The organism is Rhodococcus sp. NPDC056743, assembly GCF_042790355.1.
Taxonomy (GTDB): domain Bacteria; phylum Actinomycetota; class Actinomycetes; order Mycobacteriales; family Mycobacteriaceae; genus Rhodococcus_F.
The window spans coordinates 190,153-214,805 of the sequence record NZ_JBHTZI010000010.1 but is presented as its reverse complement, the minus strand read 5'-3'; the positions used below and the strand labels follow the sequence as shown (position 1 = coordinate 214,805).

The window sequence follows — 24,653 nt, the reverse complement described above, 5'->3', positions numbered from 1 at the left end:
TACTAGTGGACGGAGTTCGACGATGAGCCTGACGACGGCGCCGGAACCGAATGTCGAGTACCTGAGAACAGACCCTGACCTACCACCCGTCGGCGTGGTGGACCGCACCCCTATCTCACCGACAGCTCGCTTTGTCTTCCTGATCATCGGACTGGTGGGCGGCCTCGCCTGGTACATGATTGCGATAGTTCGAAATGAACACATCAGCGCCGTCTGGTTCGTGTTGGCCGCGATCTGTACGTACCTGATCGCTTATCGGTTCTACGCGCGGTTGATCGAACGCAAACTCGTCAAGCCGCGAGACGACGTCGCCACTCCCGCCGAGATCATGGAAAACGGCGCCGATTACATGCCGACGGATCGACGGGTTCTCTTCGGCCATCACTTTGCCGCCATCGCGGGTGCCGGCCCACTCGTCGGCCCCGTCCTGGCAGCGCAAATGGGTTATCTACCAGGTACTTTGTGGATCATCATCGGAGTTGTCTTTGCCGGTGCCGTACAGGATTTCCTGGTTCTGTGGATCTCGTCCAAACGACGCGGCCGCAGTCTCGGTCAGATGGCCCGTGAAGAACTCGGCCTCGTCGGCGGCGTCGCGGCGCTGATCGGCGTGTTTGTCATCATGATCATCCTCATCGCCGTTCTCGGGCTCGTGGTGGTCAACGCACTCGCCGAAAGTCCTTGGGGCGTCTTCTCTATCGCGATGACCATTCCCATCGCACTGTTCATGGGCGTCTACCTGCGTTACCTTCGGCCCGGCAAGGTCTCCGAGGTGTCATTGATCGGTGTAGTCCTGCTGCTGCTGGCCATCGTCTCCGGCGGCTGGGTCGCCGACACCGGTTGGGGCACAGACTGGTTCACGCTGTCCAAGGTCACCATCGCGTGGTTGATGATCGCCTACGGATTTGCCGCCTCGGTCCTGCCCGTGTGGCTTCTCCTCGCGCCCCGCGACTACCTGTCGACGTTCATGAAGGTCGGCACCATTGCCTTGCTCGCCATCGGAATCCTCGTTGCACGACCGGTATTGAACATGCCTGCCGTGACGCCGTTCGCGTCCAACGGAGAAGGACCTGCCTTTGCCGGCGCTCTGTTCCCGTTCCTGTTCATCACCATCGCCTGCGGCGCACTCTCGGGCTTCCACGCACTGATCGCGTCGGGAACAACACCGAAGCTCCTCGAAAAGGAAAGCCAGACCAGGATGATCGGTTACGGCGGCATGCTGACCGAATCATTTGTTGCCATCATGGCCCTCGTCACCGCCTGCATCCTCGATCAGCACCTGTACTTCGCACTCAACGCTCCCGCCGCACTGACCGGTGGAACACCGGAAACCGCAGCGGAATACGTGAACAACCTGCCCCTCGGCATCGCCCCGATCTCCCCCGAAGTCCTGTCCCAGGCAGCTGAAGCCGTCGGAGAGGAATCGATCATCTCGCGAACGGGCGGCGCCCCGACGCTGGCATTCGGCATGTCCGAAGTCCTCAGCGACGTTTTTGGCGGCGACTCACTGAAATCGTTCTGGTATCACTTCGCGATCATGTTCGAGGCACTCTTCATCCTCACGACCATCGACGCCGGCACCCGCGTTGCGCGATTCATGCTGTCGGATTCGCTGGGTAACTTCGGCGGTCCTGCAAAGAAGTTCAAGGATCCGTCGTGGCGCGTCGGTGCGTGGCTGTGCTCGTTGATCGTTGTTGCGGCCTGGGGCGCAATCCTGCTGATGGGTGTCACCGATCCACTCGGCGGCATCAACACGCTCTTCCCCTTGTTCGGCATCGCCAATCAGCTGCTCGCAGCCATCGCGCTGACTGTGGTCATGACGATCGTGATGAAAAAGGGACTGTTCAAGTGGGCCTGGATCCCCGGAGTTCCGTTGGTGTGGGACTTGATCGTCACCATGACGGCGTCGTGGCAGAAGATCTTCTCCGATAATCCGGCTATCGGATACGGGGCTCAGCACAACGTGTTCAAGGACGCAAAAGCCGCCGGCGAGACGTCACACGGCTCCGCCAAGACCCCTGAAGCAATCGATGCCGTCATTCGCAACACGTTCATTCAGGGCACGTTGTCGATCATCTTCGCATCACTTGTCATCGTCGTGGTGATTGCCGGAATCATCGTGTGTATCAAGGCAATCAGGGCCGGCGGGCTCCCGACCACCGAGTCGCCCGAAGAACCGTCGAAGATCTTCGGTCCCGCGAGTTTCATCTCGACACCGGCCGAGAAGGAAGTTCAGAAGGAATGGGATGAGCTCATCAAGGCCGGTAAGGTCCGCGCACCTGGCGCCGCACATGCAGGTGGGCACTGACCATGACTGAAAAAGTCAGAACAACACTGCGGGGCATCCTGTGGTGGATCCGATCAGTGATGGGTGATCTGGACTACACCCGGTACGTCGAACACACCCGGCGGAACCACAGCGATGCGCCGCTGTTGAGCGAACGAGAGTTCTGGCGTCGACGTCATGCAGCAGCGGACAACAATCCGGGTGCCCGCTGCTGCTGACTCACGGTCAGGGGCAGGCTGCCTTGGCCAGAGAGTAAATGTGGCCGGCCTGCTCCTGAGTCGGAACGGTTCCGTTGTTCTCCGCCAGAGTGATGATCTCCGCTTTCACTGCTGCTTCATCGGTCCCCTTCGCGACTTCATCACACGTCGTCGTCAGGATCTTCTCGATGTCCGCGTCATCACGATCAGCCGCCAACGGCGCGTACGCACCGCGGAACGTCGCCACGAACAGAGCAGTTTTCCCCTGATCGATGGCATTGCCCGCTGACTCTTTTGCGGTCTCCAAAGCCTGCTGTCCACTGGTGATCGCGCTGTTTACCTTGTTCTGTGCATCGTTCGTCTGTTCCTCGCTGCACGCGGTGAGACCCAGAACGACGATTGTTGCTGCCACAACTGCTGCTGCAATTCTCATAGTCGAAATGTTAGTCGTGCACTGACTCGACCAGATACTCACCGCCGCGCCGAATGCACTGCCGCAATTCGGACAGCGATACGATCAGGCGAGCGAGATCACGTCAAATACATCGGCGGGGAGAAATCCCACGCCGACCGAAAGGACGATCAGTGAGCGAGCAAGACAACAAGGTAGCTGGGCCGACTCCCGCGCGTACACGCGACCGCGGCGAGATCATCGGACAGGGCGGTATGTGGCTCGCAAAGTGGTCGTTGGTGCTGGCATCCATTTCGATCGGCGCACTGATCTTCGGTTGGCTCGTCGAAAAGCTATGGGTGATCGTGCTGCCCGTTGCCTTGGCGATTGTCCTCGCGACGGTCATGTGGCCTCCCACCCGTGAAATGGTCAAACGCGGATTGCCACCGGCAGCGGCAGCGGGCATCACACTGCTGCTGTCGATCGGTGTGCTCGCCGGCGTGATTGCCGGAATCATTCCGTCAGTCGTCGGGCAAGCTCCTGAACTGGCGAACAAAACAACCGAGGGCATCAACCAGGTTCAGGACTGGATGCAAGGACCGCCGCTCAACCTCCAGGACGATCAGATCGACAATGCTATCCATTCAGTTGTCGCCAAGGTCCAGGAGAGCGGAACAGCTATCGCCTCAGGCGTTTTCAGTGGTGTGAGCACCGCCGGTTCCCTACTGGTCACGCTCGGCCTCGTTCTGGTTCTGTCGTTCTTCTTCATCAAGGACGGCCCGCGGTTCATCCCGTGGCTCCACGCAGTGGGCGGCGGAAAGGCCGGCCGCCACCTCGAAGAAGTCCTGACACGTATGTGGGACACCCTCGGCGGGTTCATCCGCACCCAGGCTCTGGTGAGTCTGATCGATGCAGTGTTCATCGGCGCCGGACTGTTGATCCTCGGTGTCCCGCTGGCACCCGTGCTAGCGATTCTGACGTTCATCGGCGGCTTCATTCCGATTGTGGGCGCATTTGTTGCCGGCGCCCTCGCCGTGCTGGTCGCGTTGGTGGCCAACGGCTTGACCACGGCGATCATCGTGTTGATCATCATCCTGCTGGTGCAGCAAATCGAAGGAAACGTCCTTCAGCCTGTCCTGCAAAGCAAGTCGATGAAACTCCACGCGGTTATCGTGCTTCTTGCCGTCGCTGCGGGTAGCTCTCTCTACGGAATCATCGGTGCCTTCCTCGCAGTTCCCGTGGCCGCTGTCGCCGCCGTCGTCATCCGCTATATCGGTGAGCAGATCGACGAACGTGCAACGGACAACGAACCTATGCCGAAGGGCAACGCATCCGACGTGATCGAACCATCCGAGAACAGCGCGGCAAACACGGACGAAGACCAGAAGTCCTGATCAGCCCGCAATCACTTCAACCGAGGAGCCTGCACGTCCCCGAATGACGTGCAGGCGACTCGGGATTCGCTGTCGCATTTCGTCGACGTGACTGACTATCCCGACAACACGTCCACCGTCGCGAAGCTCGTCGAGTACACCCATCACCGAGTCGAGAGTGTCGGCGTCGAGCGTTCCGAATCCTTCGTCGATGAACATGGTGTCGAGCACGACACCACCGGATTCAGCGGCAACAACGTCGGCAAGCCCCAATGCCAAAGACAATGACGCCAAGAAGGACTCACCACCCGAGAGTGTTTTTGCCGACCGCACGACGCCGGTGAAATCGTCGCGGATGTCGAGCCCGAGGCCACCGCGGCGACCGCGGGATCCCGCTTCGTCACTGTGAACGAATTCGTATCGCCCACCGGACATTCGACGCAACCGAACCGACGCGGACAGTGCAACTTCCTCGAGCCGCGACGCCAACACATACGACCGCAATGACATCTTCCGGCTGTTCTGCCCCTTGCCCGCGATCACGTCTGCCAGCGCCGCCAACTCGTCGTGACGCGCACGCTGCGGTGCAATTGCCTCGTATGCTTTCTCGAGCTGGCCGTTGAGCCGCTCGAGGTCCGCAACCCGATTTTCCGCCAGCGACGCCGCTGCAACGGCCTCGTTGACAGCTGCAGTGCATTCACGCGCAGCGAGTCCAGGCCCTTCCACGTCCACAGTCGCAACATCGGCCGTAGCAGCAACATCGGGGTCGTCGAGAACTGAACGCGCAGCTACTCCGCAATCACGTGCCCGAGCAACCTCTGCCTCAATCGCTGAGATGCGTGCCGCCGTCCGAACAGCTGCCAGCGCGGCCGGAGCCGACTCGAAACCAGCGGAGAGTGCCGCATCAAGCAGTTTTGCCGACAACTCCACAGCTCGAGTTTGTGCTCGGGCCGCGTCGTCGCGGGCTTCCGACGCCGTCGTAGCCGCGGTTGCCCAGGTCTCGAACCGGGCCCGCCTAGCCGAAATGCTCGAATCCTCGCCCGCTGCAGAGACAATCGCGACCCGAATCTCCTGTGCTCGCAGCGTCAGAGCTGAGATGCGCTCGACGACGGTGGCCGCGTCCGTGGCCAACGCTGCAGACTCCTGCTCGAGTGTGTTGTCTCGGCCACTGAGTTCCGCCACCCGCGCAGCGACACTCGCTGCTTGGTCGGCCTTCGACTGCGCGCTCTCGAGAGTCGACTGTGCTTGCTCGCGCGCTGCCTCGAGCTCTCCGACATCGCCGTCGCCGCCGCGAGCGATCAATCGATCGATCTCCAACGCCAGTGCGCTCTCCTGCTCGAGAACTACCGTCAAGGCACCTTCTGCGGCGCGTTCGAGAACGGCGGCTTTCTCGACGTCGGCCTCGGTTACGGTGTCGGTTCCGGGCTGCGCGAGAGCGGGATGCTCCGGCGAACCACACACCTGACACGCGTCGCCCGGTTTCAGCGAACCGGCCAGCTCGGCGGCCATCCCTTCGATGCGTGTGTGCACCCGATCGAGCCAACGCCCCCGAGCCGCCTGATGGACGTCGCGCGCATCGAGCACTGTGGCACGCATCGCCTCGGCCTTCACACGCACGCGTCCGATCTCGTGTGCTGCCGCAGCTCTGTCTGCTGCTGCCGCGTAAGCATTCCGAAGACCAGACAACGACGCTTCGCAGCGCTGCGCATCGGCGAGTTCTGATGTAGCAGAGCTCAATTGCTCCGGCAGCTGCGCACGCTCACGCGCGATATCCTCGGTGCGGGCAGCCATCGCGGCATGCCGCGCCGACAGTGTGCCGATCTCCGATTCTGCCGTCTCCGCGATCCCTGCCTGCTCAGCCACAGAATCCAGTCGCACGATCTCGTCGCGCCAGTCCCTGACCTGAACCAAGACCGCGTCGCGCTCACCGTCTCGCGGAGGCCACACTCCCCCGCCGAAGATGTCGGGACCACCGTGCGCCGAGTACCGCGTCACAGCCTTCTCTGCAAGCGCGAGTGCCGACGCCAGTACGCGCTGCGCCGCGTCCGAATCCTGCGAAATTACCGAAACTGGTTGCGCTCGTAAGGCTGTAGCCAACTCGTCCGCGATGAGAGCCAGATCTGCCGATCCCTCGTCCAGCGCAATGATCTCTGCGCGCGCACGGTCGCGGCGACGCACCAAATCCGCAGTACGCTCGGCAACGCCGAGAACTCGATGCGCCTCCGCTGCCGCAGCTTTGGACTTCTCGAGCACGCCGTTTGCCAAATCGCGGCCGTCTTGCGCCTCCGCGAGCAACTTGCGCGACCATTCGAGCGGATGCGCTTCCGCGCCCACTTCCAAGCCCGCCGCGGTCTCGACCCGCGCAAGCAAGACCTGCACAGCCTGCTCTCGGTCCGCGAGAGCACTGAAACTTGCTTTTTTCTTCTCGTCGAACCACGCCTCCACCGACACGAACTTCTTGGTGTCGAAGAGTCGCTCGAGCAACTTACCGCGTTCATCGTTCTCGGCCCGCAGGAATTTGGCGAACTCCCCCTGCGGTAGCAAGACAACCTGGAAGAACTGATCGGCGCTCATCCCCATCAGACGGTTGATCTCGTCACCGATGTCCGGGATGCGCGAGAGGTTCTCGCCGCGGCCGTCGAGCCACGTCAGGGTCGCCTTGGCATTCTCCACGATCGAGCCGGATCCACGTTTCTTCGGACGCGAAAACTCCGGACTCCGAACAACTTTGAGGCGTCGACCACTGATGGTCGCTTCAAGGGCCACCTGTGGAACCGAACCGACGGGAGCGTGATCGGACAGCAACCGCTTGCCCTCGTTTCGAGCACCCGGCACTCTGCCGTACAACGCAAAGGCAACGGCGTCGAGGACAGTGGTCTTTCCCGCGCCGGTATCGCCGTGCAGCAGGAAAAGGCCGTCGGCCCCCAGCCTGTCGAAGTCAACCTTGACGGTGTCGGCGAACGGACCGAAGGCCGTGACTTCGAGCGTATGAAGCCTCACGCGGTGACTCCCAGTTCAGCTGTGACTTCCTCGGCGCGATCAGCGGAACCGAGTGCAGCTTCCATCAGAGAAATTTCACCCTCGGTGGGGTCGCTCCGGACTGCGGCGACAAACCCCCGGGCGATCTCCATGTCGTCTCGGCCACTCACAGCGTCGCGGTATTTGAGCTCCGAATTACCCTCCGGCCGCTGCCATTCGAGATGGACGGCAAACGGGAACCTCGTGTGCAACGCTCGCATCGCATCGATCGGGCGAACCGGATCGGTGAGCAGTGCCGAGACGTAACAATCCTCGGCATCCTTGTAGTCCGGCGAGCTCAGCAAATCTTCGAGGGCGCCCGTCAACTGCCGCAATCCTCGAACAACCGGAAGGTCGAGACGCGACGTCGAGACGAGGCCGGAGGCGTCGAGTTCGACCAACAGCGCCGCTTTCTTGTGGCTGCGCTCACCGAACGAGTACGGCAACGGTGAACCCGAGTACCAGACCCGTTCCGACAACATCTGCGGCGAATGGAGATGCCCCAACGCAACGTAGTCGACACCGTCGAACTCGCCGGCCGCCACCGTCTCGACGCCGCCGACCGAAATGGAGCGCTCCTCACCCGTCGCCTCACCGCCGACAACAAAGGCATGTGCCAAGAGCACCGACCGGGTTTTCGGGTCACTCTCCTGCCGACTCGTCAGGTCTGCCCGCACCCGAGCCATAGCGGCCCCGAGAACGTCTGAATGGCTACGCGCGCGGGGCACGTCCAACTCGACTCTCGTAATCTCCGGTTCGAGATACGGAATTCCGTAGAACACCACCGGGCCGAACTCGTCGTCGACCACAACCGGTGAATCCACCTGACCGACCCGAGTGATCAGGTGCAGTCCGCCGGCCGCGGCAAACGACGCACCGGCACCCAAGCGCACGGCCGAATCATGATTGCCCGACGTGGCGACGATGATCGCTCCGGCATCACGAATAGCCTCGAAACCTCGATTGCACACCGTGACCGCGTCGGAACTGGGAATGGAGCGATCGTAGATATCGCCCGGAACGACCACGACGTCCACGCCGTGCTCACGGACGAGAGCAGCGATGGAGTTCAACACACTCGCCTGATCCGCCAACAAGTCCACACCATGGAAAGTGCGACCTATGTGCCAATCGGAGGTGTGCAAGATCTTCATTCCAGTGACGGTAGAGGACGCCACCGACAGATAAACCCGGAGCCACGACCGGCACAAACACTGCTCACACCGAGAAAGCGGCTAATGTCAATGTGTGTCTGCAACCCAACGTGCTCGCTCCGGGGTACCGCTGGACAAACGATCTCTGGTCGTCACGGTCCCCGGTCTGCCCTGGTGGGGAGTAGTTCTGCTCGCTGCCGGTGTCACCTCGATCGGTGTCCTGATCGACGCATCCGGTGGCGGCGGCGAGCTGACGTCCGTCTTCTCGACGTTCTACTTCCTCGGTTGCTTCTTCGCTGTGATTGCTGCCGCAAACAAATCTCTGTTCACGGCAATGGCGCAGCCCCCGCTCCTACTTCTGGTCGCGGTGCCGGTGGCACAGACCCTGATCGGCAAGGACAACAGCACCTCACTCCGCGACATTGCCATCAACATCGCATACCCACTGGTAGACCGCTTCCCCGTCATGCTGGCCACCAGCATCGTGGTCCTGATCATCGGCTGCCTGCGTTACTTCCTGCTCCAGCAGCGCCCAACCGGTCCGGTTCGGTCCACCCGAACCCGGCGAGACCCGCTGCCTGCAAAGAGCTCGCGTAGTGCAAGCGAAAATTCCGATTCTGCGCAACGTCGGCGCCGTCGCCCCGAGCCGAGCCGACCGGATGCCGCCGAGGCAACTGACCTGATTCCGCCACAACCCCGGCGACGCGACGCCGATCGTCCGGCCTACAGCGACCGCCCCGTTTACAACGAGCGTCCGTCGTACCGCCCGGCTGCCGCGCCCGACCGCACACCACCGCGTCGCAGCTCCGCTCCGGTCGAACACGATCGCTACCAACCGCCACGGCGCAACCAGCCGGTGAGCGAACGCAGCGATGCCCCGTCGTACAGCGAGCGCCGTGACACCCCGTCGTACAGCGAGCGCCGCGATGCCCCGTCCTACAGCGAGCGCCGCGAGTACCCCTCCCACGGCGAGCGTCGTACCCCGGAAGCCGGACGCCCCTCCGAGGAGCGCATGGAACCGTTCTTTGCCTCAGGTGGAGCCGACGACGTGCCGCTACCCCCGCGTCGACGTCCGGCAGGCGCCGATCTTCCGGCCTACCCGGCTCCTCGGGTGCGTTACCGCGACCGCGACGAAACGCCGAACTGACACTTCATCCCCAACGAAAAAATCCCGGACCTTCGCAGGTCCGGGATTTTTTTCGTAGTACCTACTGGGTACGCGCAGCGCGCAACTCGCGCGGGAGCGCAAACACCAGGGTCTCGTTGGCGGTGGTCACCGACTGCACGTCGTGGAAACCGTGCTCTGCCAGGAGGTCGATCACTCCACGAACCAGCACCTCCGGTACGGAAGCGCCGGACGTGATTCCGACCGTCTCGACGCCGTCGAGCCAGCTCAGATCAACTTCACGGGCATAGTCGACCAGGTACGACGCCCGCGCGCCTGCACCGAGTGCAACCTCGACCAACCGGACCGAGTTCGAGGAGTTGCGCGAGCCGACCACGATCACCAGATCGCATTCGGGCGCCATGGCCTTGACCGCAACCTGACGGTTCTGGGTGGCGTAGCAAATGTCGTCGGACGGGGGATCCTGCAGATTCGGGAAGCGATCTCGCAGACGCGCGACCGTTTGCATCGTCTCGTCGACGCTCAATGTGGTCTGCGACAGCCAGATCACTTTGTTCTCGTCGCGAACCGTGACGGCATCCACCGAGGCGGGGCCGTCGACGATCGTGACGTGATTGGGGGCCTCACCGGCGGTGCCTTCGACTTCCTCATGACCTTCGTGGCCGATGAGCAGGATGTCGTAGTCGTCACGCGCAAACCGCTTTGCTTCCTGGTGCACTTTGGTGACCAGTGGGCACGTCGCGTCGATGGTGCGCAGATTGCGTGCGGCCGCCGATTCGTGAACGGCCGGTGAGACGCCGTGCGCGGAAAAGACGAGGAGCGAGCCCTCGGGAACCTCGTCGGTTTCGTCGACGAAGATCACACCCTGATCTTCCAGGGTCTCGACGACGTGGCGGTTGTGAACGATTTCCTTGCGCACGAAAATAGGGGCGCCGTGCTTCTCCAGCGCCTTTTCCACGGTCTCCACCGCCCGGTCGACGCCGGCGCAGTAGCCGCGTGGCTCGGCGAGAAGTACCCGCTTGCCTGTGCCCTTGCGAATGGACGCCGAATCCGCGGAGTGCGCGATGCCGAGATTGAGAGGAACAGCCGAAGACATGGCACCAGCCTACTGGCAGCTTCCGTGTGCAACACTTCGGTGAAGGTCTAGCTCCGCGATACGGCCGAGTCGGCTACCGATTGTCGGTGGTTTACGGCAAGCTGTTGGAATGATTCGACCCCCGTTCGTGGCACGTGTGGCCGCAGGACTCGCAGTCACAGCGTTGGAAGAAGCCAAGAAGCTTCCGACTACCGCAGTCGCCCTGCCCATGACCGCTGTCAGTCAGATGTTGCAGACGAGCATGCGACTGCAGCAGTCCATCACGTCCCTCGCGATCAAGGGCGATCAAGCGTTTGCGCTGCTCAGTTGGTCCGGCGACGACGAGCAGCCGGAGTGGGCAGTATTCGACGAGGACGTGAAGCCGTCGCCGCCGAAGCCTCGCGAGAGCCCCACCAACGCCGGTCGGTTCGCTCTGTACTCGGTCGATCCCACAGCTGATGCTTCGGTCAGTGCAACCCCTTCGTCCGACGCAGACACAGCGCCGGATGGTGATACCGACAACACCGCTGCGTCCGAGCCTGCGATCGTCACCGAACTCGACTACGCCAACCTGACGCTCGCGGAGTTGCGTGCTCGTATCAAGTCGTTGAGTGTCGACAATCTGACGACGCTCCTCGACTACGAGAACGTAACTCGTTCGCGCGCGCCGTACGTGACCATGTTGACCAACCGCATCACCACAGCCAAGGCAAAGTGACTTCCGCCCAGCGTCCCCCCGCACAGCAACGCCCGACGGGTTCGGGTGCCAGTTCCCCGGAACAGCCGTGGCCGGTTCGAACCGTCTCGGCCAAGGTCGCCGGCTGGATCGACCGTCTCGGCAGTATCTGGGTCGAGGGTCAGATCACCCAGATCAATGCACGCCCCGGAACCAGGACTGCGTTTCTGGTCCTCCGTGATCCGTCGGCTGACATGTCGTTGTCCGTGACGTGCTCACCGCAACTACTGCATAACTCTCCCGTCCCGTTGACGGAAGGTTCTCGGGTCGTGATGTTCGGGAAGCTCTCGTTCTACACCGGACGCGGCACCGTATCGCTGCGAGTAACCGAGATCCGGGCCGTCGGCATCGGCGAACTGCTCGCGCGCATCGAGCGACTGCGCGCACTGCTGGCGGCTGAGGGCCTGTTCGATCCCCGGCTCAAGCGTCCGCTGCCGTTCCTGCCCGGGACGATCGGGCTGATCACCGGACGGGCGAGTGCCGCCGAGAAAGACGTCGTGTCCGTCGCCCATCGACGGTGGCCCGCCGTCGCAATTGCGGTGCGCAACACGGCAGTTCAAGGTCCGACGGCGGTACCTCAGATCGTCGAGGCGCTGAAGGATCTCGACGCGAACCCTGAAGTGGATGTCATCATCCTCGCGCGCGGCGGCGGAAGCGTCGAAGATCTGCTTCCATTCTCCGACGAGGCACTGTGCCGGGCCATCGTCGCGTGCACGACACCCGTCGTCAGTGCGATCGGCCACGAGCCAGACAGTCCGTTGAGCGATCACGTCGCCGACCTTCGTGCTGCCACACCGACCGATGCTGCGAAACGGGTAGTTCCCGACGCCGTTGCGGAAGCAGCACTGGTTTCCGAACTCCGCGATCGCAGTGCCGCGGCGCTGCGCAGTTGGGTCAAGCGCGAGTCGCACCTCATCGAACAACTACGCACCCGCCCGGTGATGGCGTCGCCGCTGCTGGCCATCGACCGTCGGGCCGAGGAAGTCGAACGACTCCAAGCTGCCGGCCGCCGCGATGTCGGCAGACTGATCGACTCCGAATCACGAACCGTCGAGCATTTGCGGGCGCGCCTGACAACTCTTGGCCCGGCAGCCACGCTGGCCAGGGGCTACGCGGTGGTGCAGCGCATCATCGCGGACGGCGATCCGGAAGTGCTGCGGTCGGTCGAGGACGCACCGCCTGGCACTCAGATACGAGTTCGACTTGCAGACGGCGCTGTTCGCGCCGCAGTAATGGGAAGAGAAAAATGAGCAACGCCGACAACAACCCAGCAGACGTCGACATCACCGAACTCGGGTACGAAGCTGCCCGCGACGAACTGGTGGGCGTCGTGAAGATCCTCGAGCAGGGCGGCCTGGACCTCGATGCCTCATTGGCCTTGTGGGAGCGTGGCGAAGCGCTCGCCAAGCGCTGTGAGGAGCACTTGGCGGGCGCTAGGGCTCGCGTGGAGAGTGCGCTGTCCGGGTCGGACGAATAGAGGCTGTCCGGGTCGGACGAATAGAGGCTGTCCGGGTCGGACGAATAGAGGCTGTCCGGGTCGGACGAATAGAGGCTGTCCGGGTCGGACGAATAGGCCCGGGAATCTAGGGGACGATCGGCTCGGCTTGGCCGGCGTTGCGCGCCAGGGTCGTGAAGTCCTCGGCCGGCGCGGCACCGGTGATCAGGAGACGAACTCCGTCGATGTCGGTCACCCAGATTGCTTCGACACCCTCACCGCCGAAGACGTTCCAGGTGTGGCCGTCGATGTCTTCGACACCCGTCGCAAAACGCTGACCGCCGGCGACGTAGGACACCAGAGGAAATTCTTCGGCGTTGCTCTGCGTCAGCTGAATGTAGCTGCCGTTGGTGGTGATGAATCCCACAGTGCTGGAATCGCCGCCACCGTCGCCGGTGACCACTTTCCGGCTGCCCGAGTTGGGGGTCCAGCCCTCGGGAACTTCGGGTTTGCGGATCGGGAAACCCAATTCTTTGGCGTCGTAGTTCAGCGCTGCGTCGATGTCGACGCTCGGGATCGGTCCCTGAGTGGGGCCTCCCGGGCTGAACGTGCACTGACTGGCGATGCCCGCGATGATGATGCAGAACAGCACCAGCGGTACGAGAGACCAGACCATGTCTTTGTTGTCTTCGAGAATGCGGGGTTTCTTCGATGCCACACTCCCAGTATCCAGGTACCGGCCGCTTGTAACGATTCCCGGTACCCCTAAGCGTGACAAATCACCACGGCTCTGACCCAGCAGCGCACACAGTGGCTCCCATCTGGGACAATCACGCCTGAAGAAACCACTTGCGTCGACACACCCCGTCGACCGCGACCGCGCCAGGAGGCACCGCACATGACGGCCAGCAGCATTCATCGTGAGACCCCGGACCGTAACCTCGCTCTCGAATTGGTCCGAGTCACCGAAGCCGGCGCGATGGCTGCAGGTCGCTGGGTTGGACGCGGCGACAAGGAAGGCGGCGACGGAGCTGCCGTCGACGCGATGCGTCAGCTTGTTTCTTCGGTGTCCATGCGCGGCATCGTTGTCATCGGCGAGGGCGAGAAGGACGAAGCGCCGATGCTGTTCAACGGCGAAGAGGTCGGCAACGGCGACGGCCCGGACTGCGACTTTGCTGTCGACCCGGTTGACGGAACCACGCTGATGTCCAAGGGCATGCCCAACGCCATCTCGGTGTTGGCTGTGGCCGAGCGCGGCGCGATGTTCGATCCGTCTGCTGTGTTCTACATGGAGAAGATCGCTGTCGGGCCGGACGCTGCGGATGTCATCGACATCAGCGCCCCGATTGCGGAGAACATCAAGCGTGTCGCCAAGGTCAAGAAGGCGTCGGTCTCCGACATCACGATCTGCATCCTGGACCGCCCGCGCCATAACCAGCTGATCCAGGACGTTCGCGACACGGGCGCTCGTATCCGTCTGATTTCCGACGGTGACGTTGCCGGCGCTATCGCCGCTGCGCGTCCGGAGTCCGGCACGGACATGCTGGTCGGCATCGGCGGCACGCCCGAGGGCATCATCGCCGCTGCGGCCATGCGCTGCATGGGTGGATCGTTGCAGGGCAAGCTGGCTCCCACCGACGACGAAGAGCGTCAGAAGGCCATCGACGCCGGCCACGATCTCGATCGCATCCTGACCACCGAAGATCTGGTCTCGGGCGAGAACGTCTTCTTCTGCGCGACGGGCGTCACCGACGGTGATCTGCTGCGCGGTGTGCGCTACTACGGCGGCGGCGCCAGCACGCAGTCCATCGTGATGCGCAGCAAGTCCGGCACCGTCCGCATGATCGACGCGTACCACCGCCTCGAGAAGCTCCGCGAGTACAGCTCGGTGGACTTCGACGGCGAAGAGGGCGCAGTTCCCCCGACGTTCTGACGGCTTCGCCCTGTGCGTCGTTGTGTGGTTCGGCACTGCCACAACGACGCACAGGGTGCGTAGTCCCCTACCGGCCCGCCGAAAGTGGCACTGTGGACACATGACGGAAAGCAACGAGCAGCAGTTCCGAATCGAACACGACACCATGGGTGAAGTTCGGGTGCCCATCAACGCACTGTGGCGCGCACAAACCCAACGCGCAGTCGAGAATTTCCCGATCAGCGGCCGCCCCCTCGAACGCACTCAGATTCGTGCGATGGGCCTTCTCAAAGCCGCGTGTGCGCAGGTCAACAAGGATCTTGGCCTTCTCGCCGCGGACAAAGCCGATGCCATCATCTCGGCCGCCAACGAGATTGCCGACGGCAAGCACGACGATCAGTTCCCCATCGATGTCTTTCAGACCGGCTCGGGCACCAGCTCCAACATGAACGCCAACGAAGTCATCGCGTCGATCGCACGGGCCAACGACGTGGATGTGCATCCGAACGATGACGTCAACATGTCGCAGTCCTCCAACGACACTTTCCCGACGGCCACGCATGTCGCAGCGACGGAAGCCGCCGTCACGGATCTTGTTCCAGCTCTGGAACATCTACACGCTGCACTCGCGGCGAAGTCCGCGGAGTGGAAGTCCGTCGTCAAGTCCGGTCGCACCCACTTGATGGACGCGGTTCCAGTGACTCTCGGTCAGGAGTTCGGCGGCTACGCACGCCAGATCGAGGCCGGCATCGAACGAATCAAGGCAACACTCCCCCGGCTCGGTGAACTGCCGATCGGCGGCACCGCGGTGGGGACCGGACTCAATGCACCGGACGGATTCGGCCCCAAAGTTGTTGCGGAGCTGGTCAAGTCGACAGGCGTCGACGCGCTGGTTCCGGCAAAGAACAGCTTCGAGGCGCAGGCTGCCCGTGACGGTCTGGTGGAAGCGTCAGGCGCTCTGCGCACCATCGCGGTCTCGCTGACGAAGATTGCCAACGACATTCGCTGGATGGGCTCGGGACCGTTGACCGGCCTCGGCGAGATAGCGCTCCCGGATTTGCAGCCAGGCAGCTCGATCATGCCGGGCAAGGTCAATCCCGTTCTTCCGGAGGCTGTTACGCAGGTAGCTGCGCAGGTCATCGGAAATGACGCTGCCATCGCGTGGGGCGGCGCTGCCGGCGCGTTCGAACTCAACGTCTACATCCCGATGATGGCACGCAACCTGCTCGAGTCATTCACGTTGCTGGCCAATGTTTCCCGGTTGTTCGCGGACAAGTGCGTCAGCGGACTGGTGGCGCACGAGGAGCACCTCAAGACCCTCGCCGAATCTTCGCCGTCGATCGTGACGCCACTCAACTCGGCGATCGGGTACGAGGAGGCCGCGTCGGTTGCAAAGCAGGCTCTGAAGGAGAAGAAGACGATTCGGCAGGTTGTTGTCGAGCGCGGACTGGTTCCGGACAAGCTCAGCGAAGCCGAACTCGACAAGCGTCTCGACGTACTGGCGATGGCGAAGGTCAAGGACTGATCCACTGCCCGAGCGGCGGTTCCGTATTCGGGAACCGCCGCTCGCGCAAGTCACGTCACTCCGCGACAGCACGCCACTCGTCGGTGCGCTCCGGCGTTGCCTGAGCAAGCGCCTTCAACGTAGCGTCCCGATCAAAGTCCTTGCCGTAGACAGGAGTTCCCGGCTGCTGGCGCCAGGAGTCTTCGATGGTGCCGGCATCGACGGGGTCGAAGCCGAGCTGATTGATCAGATCGAAGACTATCTGCTTCTTCAGCTGGTCATCTCCGGCAATGGGGAGCGCGATCCGGCCGCTCGTCCCTTCCGGTAGGCCCTTCTCGAGAAGGTGCTTCCACCAGATTCCGTTGAATGCCTTGAACACCGGCACTCCGAGGTGTTCCTGGACCCAGTCGCTTTCTGCCTGACCGTCTTCGATTGCGGCGATCAAACCGTCGCGCTGCTGCGGGTAGTAGTTGTTGGTCTCGATCACGGGAGCGCCATCGGCCGCGCCCGCGAGGATGCCGGCGGGAAGATCCACGACATTCTTCTGCGGAATGCTCACGATCACCAGGTCGGCACCTTCGGCGGCTTCGGTATTCAGTACCGCCTTCGCACCGGTTTCCGCCTCGAGTTCGGCCAGGGTGTCCGGTGTCCGTGAGTTCGAGACGCGCACGTCGTGACCGAGCGCAGTCAGCCTGCGTGTGAGCGTTCCACCGATCTGACCGGCTCCGATGATTCCGATGCGCATGATCCTGCTCCTTCGTTGCGTGCACTGGCGATTCCACCACTGCTGCATTCGTCAACGACGGCAACACATCCGGTCATTCCGTACCGGCCATTTCAACTCCGGTTGATTACATCACTTGACAAGTCTGTACCCGCACCCGCGAGAGTGATCCGGTCCGCCGGCCCACCGTCTCGATCTCGGTCAACTCCATCTCTATATCGCACGATATAACAACTGATCGCGGAGATTTACCACTAAGACCATCAGCTAATGCACACTACCTGCGCGCAACACTTGACTGTATCTAAGAGTTACATCTAGTCTCAGGTTCGTTCCTATACCGATCGACATACCGGGAGGCAGAGATGAACCCACCTCGAGACGCCTCATCCTCATGACCAGCCCGCAAACGCGGTGTCCGATCGCCGCAGCGCGCCGCAAGTGGGGCGCACCGAAGGAATCGAGCAGCACCGCGATTGCATACGATGGCGGGATGGCCGACTCCGATTCCCGCACTCTAATGCTGGTCGGCGCCATCAATGCCTTCCGCGAACACGGGATCGCCACCACCTCACTCAGCGAGATCGTCGAACGGTCCGGAGCACCCCGCGGGTCGGTGTACCACTACTTCCCCGAGGGCAAGGGACAATTGGCCGGCGAAGCCGTTGCCTACTTCGGCCGGGGAGTCAGTGCAGCCATCAGTTCGATGATCGCGCAGTCTTCCCCACCGGAGATCATCGACGCGGTTGTCACCATTTTTCGAAACAGCCTGGTAGAGAGCGATTTCACCTCCTCCTGTCCGGTTGCAGCCGCGGCGGTGGAAGGCGCGTCGACGCCGGCGGCATTGGCTGCCGCGGGAGAATCCTTCACCTCGTGGGAATCGCTTCTCACGTCGTTCTTCTGGCAGCAGGGACACCCGTCCGAGACTGCAGCACAGTGGGCAACCGTCGTCATCGCGTCGATCGAAGGCGCGACCCTGATGGCAAAAGCTCAACGCACCACCGCGCCTCTCGATCGCATCGGCGTTCACCTCGAGGCTCTGGTCTCAGCCCCGAACTGACCACCTCCTCAAACTTCCAACCGCTGCTGCCGTGCGCGCAGGAGCAGAGATGGCGTACAAACATGTCTCATACACTTGTCCCGGCGCTCTCGGCGCCCATGATGACAAAGTCCCGCCGATTCACCGCACTGATCTTCATTTGCCTCGCCGAACTCCTTGTCGTGCTGGACAACACGGTGGTCAACGTTGCGCTGCCGACAATGAGCGTCGACCTGTTCGCCTCCGTCAGCGACCTGCAATGGATCGTCGACGCGTACACGTTGACCTTCGCCGGATTTCTACTGACCTTCGGCCACCTGGGAGACCGCTTCGGGCGCCGCCGAGTGCTGATCATCGGTCTGATCGGTGTCGGTGCGATGTCGCTCGTCGGCGCATTGGCTTCCAACCTCGAACAGGTGATCATGGCGCGCGCCGCCATGGGTGTCTTTGCCGCAGCAGTGTTTCCGGCTACGTTGGCCATGATCACGAACATCTTCACCGATGCCCGAGAACGAGCCGTCGCCATCGCGTCCTGGACCGCAATGGCCGGCTTTGCGATTGCCATCGGTCCGACGGCAGGCGGTTGGCTGCTCGAGCACTTCTCCTGGCACTCGGTGTTCTGGATGAACGTTCCGGCCGCTCTGCTGGTCATCGTCGGTGTGCTGCTGGTTGTTCCGGAGTCGAAGGCGTTCCACGTCGGCCGATTCGACTTCGTCGGAACAGTCTTGTCACTCCTCGGCATCGTGATTCTGGTGTGGACCATCATCGACGCGCCGCATCGCGGGTGGGTGTCGACGTTCAGCATCACGGGATACCTTTCTGCGACAGTGCTGTTGGCCGCCTTCGTCATCTGGGAACTGCGCACCGATGCACCAATTCTGAACATGAATCTCTTCCGGATCCGGCGTTTTTCGTTCCCCGCCTTGGCCATTGCCGTCAGCTACTTCAGCATGTTCGGATTCCTGTTCCTGATCACGCAGTACTTCCAAGGAGTGCGTGAGTATTCTCCGCTCGAATTCGGCATCCACTCATTGCCTTTCGCAGCCGCCGTTGCTGTCGGAGCCCCAGTCGCCACCCTGGCGGCACAGAAACTCGGAACCACCGCAGTGATGGTGTTCGGCCTCCTCGTCCTCAGCGGCGGCATGTTCCTGGCGGGCCGGACGACCGTCGACACCCCTTATCTCGGGCCCGTCGTGATCTCGATGGTGCTCATGGGCCTCGGCCTCGCGATCGTCCAGGGCCCCGCAACCGACTCCATCATGTCTTCGGTTCCTCTCGACGAAGCCGGCGCCGGCTCGGCCGTCAACGACACCACTCGTGAACTGGGCGGAACCCTGGGCGTCGCAGTGATCGGTTCGATCGTCGCCTCGTATTACACGTCCAAGGTGGCCCCGATAGTCGACGCCATCCCCGACGCCGTGATGTCGGCCCAAGAGAAGGGCTTCGCTCGCGAGTCGGTGCTCAGCGTCATCGAGATCCGTTCCCGTGACATCAACCCGCTCTTCGAGCAGAAGAAGGAGAGTCTGATCCTCACGATGAAGACCGCGTGCCTCGACGGATTCGCCATAGCGTCGTACTTCACGGTTGGCGCAGCGTTGATCACCGCCCTGCTGGTGGCGTTGTTCCTCCCCTGGAAACCTGCCACCGACGGATCGATCCTGAGCAGTTTGGCGCCCAAGACACCAAAATAGAATTTCCGATTTGTCCTGATACCCGGACCCGATTCCCCGATACTGGACTAACGGCGGTACCGACGACAGCCCCATGAGGGAGATCTGCGTGTCCATCACCAGTAGATGCGGCTCACGACTGTCCGCTGCGACGATTTCCGTCGCGCTGACGGTTACCGTACTCGCGGGGTGCGCGTCGGACAACTCGCCGAACGAGCCGGCACCTGGCCCACAGATCAACGATATGAACCCCGGCCTCGATGTCGGCGTCCCGATCCCCGATGGTCAGATCGACTCAGCCGTCGGAAAACTCGATGGCTTGGCACAGGAACTCATGGAGAGTTCCGGCGTACCTGGCATGGCAATCGCCGTCGTCCACGGCGGTAAGACCGTGTACGCCAAGGGCTTTGGTGTTCGAGAGCAAGGCAAGGACGCTCCCGTCGACGCCGATACCGTCTTCCAACTCGCATCACTGTCCAAGCCAGTCGGTGCCACCGTTGTCGCCCACGAGGTGGGTGTCGGGACGGTCGAGTGGGACACGCTGGTGAAGTCCGAACTGCCTAACTTCGCGTTGAGTGACCCGTGGGTGACGGATCACCTGATGATTTCCGATCTCTACGCACACCGATCCGGGCTGCCCGATCACGCCGGTGACGCGCTCGAGGATATCGGCTACAACCGGGCGCAAATACTCGACAAACTGCGCCAACTCCCCCTCGAAGCGTTCCGGGTCACCTACGAATACACGAACTTCGGCATCACCGTGGGCGCCGAGGCTGTTGCGGCTGCGGCCGGTACGAGCTGGGAATCGCTGTCCCAGAACACCATCTACGGACCGCTGGGGATGACATCGACGTCGTCGAGCTTTGCCGACTATCAAGCTCGCGAGAACCGCGCCGTCGGCCACCAATTGCATGACGGTGAATACACGGCCGGCGTCGTACGCCAGCCGGATGCTCAGTCGCCCGCTGGGGGCGTGACGTCGTCGGTGAGCGACATGGCCAAGTGGATGGACATGGTCCTCGGCGGCGGTGAGTCCGGCGGCAAGCAGATCGTCGAAACGGAAGCCTTGGTTCCGGCGGTCAGCCCGGAGATCGTCTCGCGTCATCCCGCCGAACTCGGCGAGCGCGCCGGGTTCTACGGTTTCGGCTTCAACGTGTCCGACGGTTCGACCGGACGCGTCACCCTCGGACACTCCGGAGCGTTCATTCTCGGTGCCGCCACCCACATGCTGATGATTCCGTCGGCGGATGTCGGGATCATCGCCCTGACCAACGGCAGCCCGACCGGCGTTCCCGAGACGCTGACAGCCGAATTTGCGGACCTCGTTCAATACGGCGAGATCACTCGCGACTGGCGCACACCGTACAAGGCGATGCTCTCCGCGCAGCTGGAACCGGAAGGCGAGCTGGTCGGTCAGAGCCCACCCGCCAACCCGGCACCGTCTGCGCCGCTCGAGGCGCTGGCAGGGACCTACGACAATCCGTACTGGGGCGGAGCGGAAGTCGCCGAGCTCAGCGGCGCGCTGACATTGACTCTGGGGCCGGCGCGGACCACATATCCGTTGACCCACTGGGACGGCAACACCTTCACCTTTGCCCTTGCCACCGAGAACGCGCCGATCGGAACCGTTTCCCGAGCCATTTTCGACGGGAACTCGCTAACCTTGGAATACTTCGACAGCGACGGTTTGGGCACATTTGTCAGAGCACCGCGATGAACAGAGGATCGAGATGAACACTGATTCGGTCACGACAGTTCGAAAGATGTTCCGTGCCCTCACCGATTTCGATGTGGATGGCGCCGCCGAGTTGATGACCGAGGACATCATCTGGCAGAACGTCTCGCTACCGACACTACGCGGGAAGAAGACCGTGGTCCGAGCTCTTCGGATGGTCACGAAGCCGTCGCTCAAGTTCGAGGCCGACATGCACCACATCGTCGGCGACGAGTTCACCGTCCTCACCGAACGCACCGACATCCTGACCGTCGGCCCGCTGCGCATCGAGTTCTGGGTGTGTGGAACCTTCGAACTACGCGACAGCAAGATCGCCGTCTGGCGGGACTACTTCTCGCTGCGCGATGTTGCGTGGGGCGTGGTGACCGCGATCGGGCAGGCAGTGGTGGGCCTGGGCTCTCGCAGTAGGCTGGCTCCGGCCTGACAACACCTGCCGGAAGAGAGCAATCGCCCGATGACCGAAAACAACACATCCGATTCCTTCGACGCCGGACTGGCCGTGCGGACAGAAGTCATGGGCGCCGATTTCGTCGACGCAGCGTTCGAGCGCACGCGCGGAACCGACAGCGAAGATTTGCAGAACTTCGTGACGGCCAACGTATGGGGATCGGTGTGGACGCGTCCCGGTCTCGATCGACGCAGCCGCAGCCTGATCAATCTGGGGATGCTGATCGCCCTGCGCGCGGAGAACGAACTGCGAGGCCACGTCCGCGGCGCGTTGCGAAATGGCTTGACACGCACCGAGATCGTCGAAACCGTGATACATGCCAGCGCGTACTGCGGCGCCCCGGCCGGACTCGCCGCTATGCGCGTGGTCCAGGAAGTCCTCAACGCAGAATTGGGACCGCTGGAGAACTGAGCTTCTCCCCGTGCGGCACGAGTGCCGCACGGGGAGAACAATTCTCAGGGAGTCGGCCCGAACTCCTCCAACATTTCGGTAACCAATTCGGCGATCGGCGAACGCTCGCTTCGAGTGAGCGTGATGTGCGCAAACAGTGGATGCCCCTTGAGCTTTTCGATCACGGCGGCAACACCGTCGTGGCGGCCCACTCGCAGGTTGTCGCGCTGCGCAACATCGTGCGTCAACACCACTCGCGATCCGGTTCCGAGTCGAGAAAGCACCGTCAGCAACACATTTCGTTCGAGGGACTGCGCCTCGTCGACGATCACGAACGAATCATGCAATGAACGTCCACGAATGTGCGTGAGCGGCAATACTTCCAGCATGCCTCGGGCCTGGACCTCTTCGAGAACTTCCGGTGACGCCAATCCGTCGAGTGTGTCGAAGACTGCCTGAGCCCACGGGCCCATCTTCTCACTCTCACTGCCCGGGAGATATCCAAGTTCCTGTCCGCCAACGGCATACAGTGGCCGGAACACTACAACCTTGCGTTGGCTTCGACGCTCCAGCACCGCTTCGAGCCCTGCGGTCAACGCCAGCGCCGACTTTCCGGTGCCGGCTTTGCCGCCGAGAGAGACGATTCCGATACTTTCGTCCATCAGCAGTTCCAGTGCGATCCGCTGCTCGGCACTGCGTCCATGTAGACCGAATGCTTCGCGCTCGCCGCGAACAAGCTGAATCCGCTTGTCGGGTGTCACCCTTCCCAAAGCGCTGGATGAACCGCCGAGCAACCGAACCCCGGTGTGACAGGGAAGGTCTCGCCCCTCCTCGAGATCGAGGAAGCCCTCGGAGAACAGCTCGTCGATATCCGTCGACGCGACATCACACTCGGTCATGCCGGTCCACCCCGATGGCACGACGTCATGAGCGTGGTATTCGTCAGCGGGCAGACCGACGGCACCCGCTTTGACTCGCAGCGGAGTGTCCTTGCTGACAAGAACTACATCCCTGCCCTCGGCTGCAAGATTGAGCGCGCAGGCAAGAATTCTCGAATCGTTACTGTCCGTGCGGAATCCGACAGGAAGGACCGCAGGGTCGGTGTGATTGAGTTCTACCTGCAGCGTGCCGTTCTCAGTGCCGATCGGTACCGGCCGGTCGAGGCGACCGAACTCGATGCGCAGGTCGTCGAGCATGCGGAGTGCTTCTCGGGCAAACCATCCCAGTTCGGGATGATGTCTTTTACCTTCGAGTTCACTGACCACGATCAAGGGAAGGATCACGTTGTGCTCGGCGAATCTTGTGACGGCCCACGGATCGGACAGTAAGACCGAGGTATCCAGGACGTACGTGCGAAGTGCATCTACCGAATGACTCCCGGCTGATGTGCCGGCTGAAATACTGCCCGGAACCGAGTGGGCAGAAACGGAGCGTGATGCAGTCACGGTGGGCTCCTAGGTCTGCGCTACGCCGCACAAACTCGTTCTCGCTGGACCGGTCGGCTCTGGTGTCAGGTGACGTTGTGTCAGCTGAAACAAGGGCCGGGCGCCGGCCCCCTCGAACTGAGTTTTTCAGTCACGATCAGAACCTCCCGCACAAGTAACTTCTGCGCTACTCGATACTGCCGACGGTACTGTGCTTCGGTCCATCCCGCCACGAAATCCGACGCACAATGCGTGAACGCCAGGTAACAAAATGCCACACGTGTGATTCAGCGTCACTCAGGACTCGATCAGGCCCCACTTGGCGGCACGCACCGCTGCCTGAACCCGCGAATTGGTCCCGGTCTTGACGAAGATGTTCTCGAGGTGGGTGGCAACCGTGCGACGGCTGACGAACAGTTCCTCGGCGATCTCGACATTGCCCGCGCCCTTTGCCACCAATTGCAGTACCTGAAGCTCCCGCGGGCTCAAGCGGACACGATCGAGCGCCGCCTGGTCCCCCACGACGCGGGAGCAGGCGGCGCTCGACGCCCTCACTACTTCTCGCACACGATCGACGACGGCGGAATCCTCGAAGCTCATGTGCAGCATTCCGGTCACTTCACGGCCGGAAAACCCCAGCGCGACCGACGCCCCCTCGGCGTAGCCGGACGGCCGAAGGACATCGGTGACCAACTCGACCTGCTCGAATCGTGGCACGTCCTGCCAGAACACCGGCACACCTGACGCTGCGCGAATGATGCCGAAGAGATTTCGATCGGCCACGAAGTCGTCGAGCAAGAACTCGAGCACTCGGGTGTTGTATCCGGAACTCGCCAGAGCTCGATGGCGTCCGGTCGACGGGTCTCGGTACGTGACCGCCGCAGCCGAGTACTCGAGTCCACGTGTACGGAGTTCTTCGGCGCACAAGCCGAGAATGCCGTACGCCCCCGCTGCCGGCGATCGCGGCGCGAACATGTCAGGCCCGGCGCCGCGATCAGGCAGTACAGACGTCATC

General features: G+C 62.4%; 22 protein-coding genes. 14 read left to right on the top strand and 8 right to left on the bottom strand.

The window, feature by feature from the left end:
* The first annotated feature begins 22 nt into the window (after positions 1–22).
* Together ACFRFQ_RS23575 and ACFRFQ_RS23570 are read left to right on the top strand one after the other, a co-directional pair.
* Positions 23–2,305: a carbon starvation CstA family protein gene (locus ACFRFQ_RS23575; RefSeq protein WP_378662982.1), complete on the top strand. Its 2,283-nt coding sequence runs from the start codon at positions 23–25 to the stop codon at positions 2,303–2,305.
* A gap of 2 nt (positions 2,306–2,307) precedes the next feature.
* The gene (locus ACFRFQ_RS23570; RefSeq protein ID WP_378662979.1) at positions 2,308–2,502 is read left to right on the top strand and encodes a YbdD/YjiX family protein; all 195 of its coding nucleotides are present in this window, start codon (positions 2,308–2,310) and stop codon (positions 2,500–2,502) included.
* 7 nt (positions 2,503–2,509) lie between these two features.
* Here ACFRFQ_RS23570 and ACFRFQ_RS23565 read toward each other — a convergent pair whose 3' ends face one another.
* A complete protein-coding gene (locus ACFRFQ_RS23565) occupies positions 2,510–2,914 on the bottom strand; it encodes a hypothetical protein (RefSeq protein ID WP_378662977.1) in 405 nt (134 codons plus the stop codon).
* Positions 2,915–3,147: 233 nt separating this feature from the next.
* Between ACFRFQ_RS23565 and ACFRFQ_RS23560 the strand changes: the two genes are divergently transcribed.
* Entirely contained in the window at positions 3,148–4,266 is a 1,119-nt protein-coding gene (locus ACFRFQ_RS23560; protein WP_378663339.1) for an AI-2E family transporter, read from the top strand.
* On the opposite strand, the gene ACFRFQ_RS23555 is transcribed toward ACFRFQ_RS23560, so the two are convergent.
* Positions 4,267–7,245, bottom strand: a complete 2,979-nt coding sequence (locus ACFRFQ_RS23555; protein ID WP_378662975.1) for an AAA family ATPase — start codon at positions 7,243–7,245, stop codon at positions 4,267–4,269. It lies immediately after the preceding gene.
* The gene (locus ACFRFQ_RS23550; RefSeq protein WP_378662972.1) at positions 7,242–8,417 is read right to left on the bottom strand and encodes an exonuclease SbcCD subunit D; all 1,176 of its coding nucleotides are present in this window, start codon (positions 8,415–8,417) and stop codon (positions 7,242–7,244) included. Before ACFRFQ_RS23550 ends, ACFRFQ_RS23555 begins: the two co-directional genes overlap by 4 nt.
* 94 nt (positions 8,418–8,511) lie before the next feature.
* Between ACFRFQ_RS23550 and ACFRFQ_RS23545 the strand changes: the two genes are divergently transcribed.
* Positions 8,512–9,564, top strand: a complete 1,053-nt coding sequence (locus ACFRFQ_RS23545) for a DUF6542 domain-containing protein (protein ID WP_378662969.1) — start codon at positions 8,512–8,514, stop codon at positions 9,562–9,564.
* 61 nt (positions 9,565–9,625) lie between these two features.
* Here the strand turns inward: ACFRFQ_RS23545 and ACFRFQ_RS23540 are convergent, their stop codons facing one another.
* The gene (locus ACFRFQ_RS23540; RefSeq protein WP_378662966.1) at positions 9,626–10,639 is read right to left on the bottom strand and encodes a 4-hydroxy-3-methylbut-2-enyl diphosphate reductase; all 1,014 of its coding nucleotides are present in this window, start codon (positions 10,637–10,639) and stop codon (positions 9,626–9,628) included.
* A 109-nt stretch (positions 10,640–10,748) separates the two neighbouring features.
* Here ACFRFQ_RS23540 and ACFRFQ_RS23535 point away from each other — a divergent pair, with 109 nt between their 5' ends.
* Genes ACFRFQ_RS23535 through ACFRFQ_RS23525 form a run of 3 tightly spaced genes read left to right on the top strand, consistent with a single transcriptional unit; the run spans position 10,749 to position 12,831 of the window.
* Entirely contained in the window at positions 10,749–11,336 is a 588-nt protein-coding gene (locus tag ACFRFQ_RS23535) for a lipid droplet-associated protein (RefSeq protein WP_378662963.1), read from the top strand.
* Positions 11,333–12,604 (top strand): exodeoxyribonuclease VII large subunit, encoded by a 1,272-nt coding sequence (gene xseA, locus ACFRFQ_RS23530; protein WP_378662960.1) that lies wholly within the window; start codon positions 11,333–11,335, stop codon positions 12,602–12,604. Before ACFRFQ_RS23535 ends, xseA begins: the two co-directional genes overlap by 4 nt.
* Positions 12,601–12,831: an exodeoxyribonuclease VII small subunit gene (locus ACFRFQ_RS23525; RefSeq protein ID WP_378662957.1), complete on the top strand. Its 231-nt coding sequence runs from the start codon at positions 12,601–12,603 to the stop codon at positions 12,829–12,831. Before xseA ends, ACFRFQ_RS23525 begins: the two co-directional genes overlap by 4 nt.
* A gap of 106 nt (positions 12,832–12,937) precedes the next feature.
* Here the strand turns inward: ACFRFQ_RS23525 and ACFRFQ_RS23520 are convergent, their stop codons facing one another.
* Positions 12,938–13,507 (bottom strand): DUF4245 domain-containing protein, encoded by a 570-nt coding sequence (locus tag ACFRFQ_RS23520; RefSeq protein ID WP_378662954.1) that lies wholly within the window; start codon positions 13,505–13,507, stop codon positions 12,938–12,940.
* Between the two features lie 180 nt (positions 13,508–13,687).
* Here ACFRFQ_RS23520 and glpX point away from each other — a divergent pair, with 180 nt between their 5' ends.
* Together glpX and ACFRFQ_RS23510 are read left to right on the top strand one after the other, a co-directional pair.
* Complete coding sequence (glpX, locus tag ACFRFQ_RS23515; RefSeq protein ID WP_033234502.1) at positions 13,688–14,722, top strand: class II fructose-bisphosphatase; 1,035 nt, start codon at positions 13,688–13,690, stop codon at positions 14,720–14,722.
* Positions 14,723–14,822: 100 nt separating this feature from the next.
* A complete protein-coding gene (locus tag ACFRFQ_RS23510; RefSeq protein WP_378662951.1) occupies positions 14,823–16,226 on the top strand; it encodes a class II fumarate hydratase in 1,404 nt (467 codons plus the stop codon).
* Between the two features lie 55 nt (positions 16,227–16,281).
* On the opposite strand, the gene ACFRFQ_RS23505 is transcribed toward ACFRFQ_RS23510, so the two are convergent.
* A complete protein-coding gene (locus ACFRFQ_RS23505; RefSeq protein WP_378662948.1) occupies positions 16,282–16,998 on the bottom strand; it encodes an NADPH-dependent F420 reductase in 717 nt (238 codons plus the stop codon).
* Between the two features lie 325 nt (positions 16,999–17,323).
* Here ACFRFQ_RS23505 and ACFRFQ_RS23500 point away from each other — a divergent pair, with 325 nt between their 5' ends.
* From ACFRFQ_RS23500 to ACFRFQ_RS23480, 5 genes are all read left to right on the top strand, one after another.
* Complete coding sequence (locus ACFRFQ_RS23500) at positions 17,324–17,989, top strand: TetR/AcrR family transcriptional regulator (protein WP_378662945.1); 666 nt, start codon at positions 17,324–17,326, stop codon at positions 17,987–17,989.
* 98 nt (positions 17,990–18,087) lie between these two features.
* Positions 18,088–19,659 carry an MFS transporter gene (locus ACFRFQ_RS23495; RefSeq protein ID WP_378663336.1) on the top strand — a complete coding sequence of 524 codons (1,572 nt, stop codon included), beginning with the start codon at positions 18,088–18,090 and terminating at the stop codon, positions 19,657–19,659.
* Between the two features lie 73 nt (positions 19,660–19,732).
* Positions 19,733–21,358 carry a serine hydrolase gene (locus ACFRFQ_RS23490; protein WP_378662943.1) on the top strand — a complete coding sequence of 542 codons (1,626 nt, stop codon included), beginning with the start codon at positions 19,733–19,735 and terminating at the stop codon, positions 21,356–21,358.
* 13 nt (positions 21,359–21,371) lie between these two features.
* Positions 21,372–21,800: a limonene-1,2-epoxide hydrolase family protein gene (locus ACFRFQ_RS23485; RefSeq protein ID WP_378662940.1), complete on the top strand. Its 429-nt coding sequence runs from the start codon at positions 21,372–21,374 to the stop codon at positions 21,798–21,800.
* A 30-nt stretch (positions 21,801–21,830) separates the two neighbouring features.
* On the top strand, positions 21,831–22,235 hold the full coding sequence (locus tag ACFRFQ_RS23480) for a carboxymuconolactone decarboxylase family protein (RefSeq protein ID WP_378662938.1): 405 nt from the start codon (positions 21,831–21,833) through the stop codon (positions 22,233–22,235).
* 44 nt (positions 22,236–22,279) lie between these two features.
* On the opposite strand, the gene ACFRFQ_RS23475 is transcribed toward ACFRFQ_RS23480, so the two are convergent.
* Both ACFRFQ_RS23475 and ACFRFQ_RS23470 read right to left on the bottom strand, forming a co-directional pair.
* On the bottom strand, positions 22,280–23,659 hold the full coding sequence (locus ACFRFQ_RS23475; protein WP_378662935.1) for a PhoH family protein: 1,380 nt from the start codon (positions 23,657–23,659) through the stop codon (positions 22,280–22,282).
* Positions 23,660–23,935: 276 nt separating this feature from the next.
* Entirely contained in the window at positions 23,936–24,652 is a 717-nt protein-coding gene (locus tag ACFRFQ_RS23470; protein WP_378662932.1) for a LuxR C-terminal-related transcriptional regulator, read from the bottom strand.
* Between the last annotated feature and the right edge of the window lies 1 nt (position 24,653).

What these genes read in the sequence shown, in the direction of transcription:
- ACFRFQ_RS23575 (WP_378662982.1), top strand. Translation starts at nt 23, where the DNA reads ATGAGCCTGACGACGGCGCCGGAACCGAATGTCGAGTACCTGAGAACA.
- ACFRFQ_RS23570 (WP_378662979.1), top strand. Translation starts at nt 2,308, where the DNA reads ATGACTGAAAAAGTCAGAACAACACTGCGGGGCATCCTGTGGTGGATC.
- ACFRFQ_RS23565 (WP_378662977.1), bottom strand. Translation starts at nt 2,914, where the DNA reads ATGAGAATTGCAGCAGCAGTTGTGGCAGCAACAATCGTCGTTCTGGGT.
- ACFRFQ_RS23560 (WP_378663339.1), top strand. Translation starts at nt 3,148, where the DNA reads ATGTGGCTCGCAAAGTGGTCGTTGGTGCTGGCATCCATTTCGATCGGC.
- ACFRFQ_RS23550 (WP_378662972.1), bottom strand. Translation starts at nt 8,417, where the DNA reads ATGAAGATCTTGCACACCTCCGATTGGCACATAGGTCGCACTTTCCAT.
- ACFRFQ_RS23540 (WP_378662966.1), bottom strand. Translation starts at nt 10,639, where the DNA reads ATGTCTTCGGCTGTTCCTCTCAATCTCGGCATCGCGCACTCCGCGGAT.
- ACFRFQ_RS23535 (WP_378662963.1), top strand. Translation starts at nt 10,749, where the DNA reads ATGATTCGACCCCCGTTCGTGGCACGTGTGGCCGCAGGACTCGCAGTC.
- ACFRFQ_RS23525 (WP_378662957.1), top strand. Translation starts at nt 12,601, where the DNA reads ATGAGCAACGCCGACAACAACCCAGCAGACGTCGACATCACCGAACTC.
- glpX (WP_033234502.1), top strand. Translation starts at nt 13,688, where the DNA reads ATGACGGCCAGCAGCATTCATCGTGAGACCCCGGACCGTAACCTCGCT.
- ACFRFQ_RS23510 (WP_378662951.1), top strand. Translation starts at nt 14,823, where the DNA reads ATGACGGAAAGCAACGAGCAGCAGTTCCGAATCGAACACGACACCATG.
- ACFRFQ_RS23505 (WP_378662948.1), bottom strand. Translation starts at nt 16,998, where the DNA reads ATGCAGCAGTGGTGGAATCGCCAGTGCACGCAACGAAGGAGCAGGATC.
- ACFRFQ_RS23500 (WP_378662945.1), top strand. Translation starts at nt 17,324, where the DNA reads ATGACCAGCCCGCAAACGCGGTGTCCGATCGCCGCAGCGCGCCGCAAG.
- ACFRFQ_RS23495 (WP_378663336.1), top strand. Translation starts at nt 18,088, where the DNA reads ATGATGACAAAGTCCCGCCGATTCACCGCACTGATCTTCATTTGCCTC.
- ACFRFQ_RS23490 (WP_378662943.1), top strand. Translation starts at nt 19,733, where the DNA reads ATGAGGGAGATCTGCGTGTCCATCACCAGTAGATGCGGCTCACGACTG.
- ACFRFQ_RS23485 (WP_378662940.1), top strand. Translation starts at nt 21,372, where the DNA reads ATGAACACTGATTCGGTCACGACAGTTCGAAAGATGTTCCGTGCCCTC.
- ACFRFQ_RS23480 (WP_378662938.1), top strand. Translation starts at nt 21,831, where the DNA reads ATGACCGAAAACAACACATCCGATTCCTTCGACGCCGGACTGGCCGTG.
- ACFRFQ_RS23470 (WP_378662932.1), bottom strand. Translation starts at nt 24,652, where the DNA reads ATGACGTCTGTACTGCCTGATCGCGGCGCCGGGCCTGACATGTTCGCG.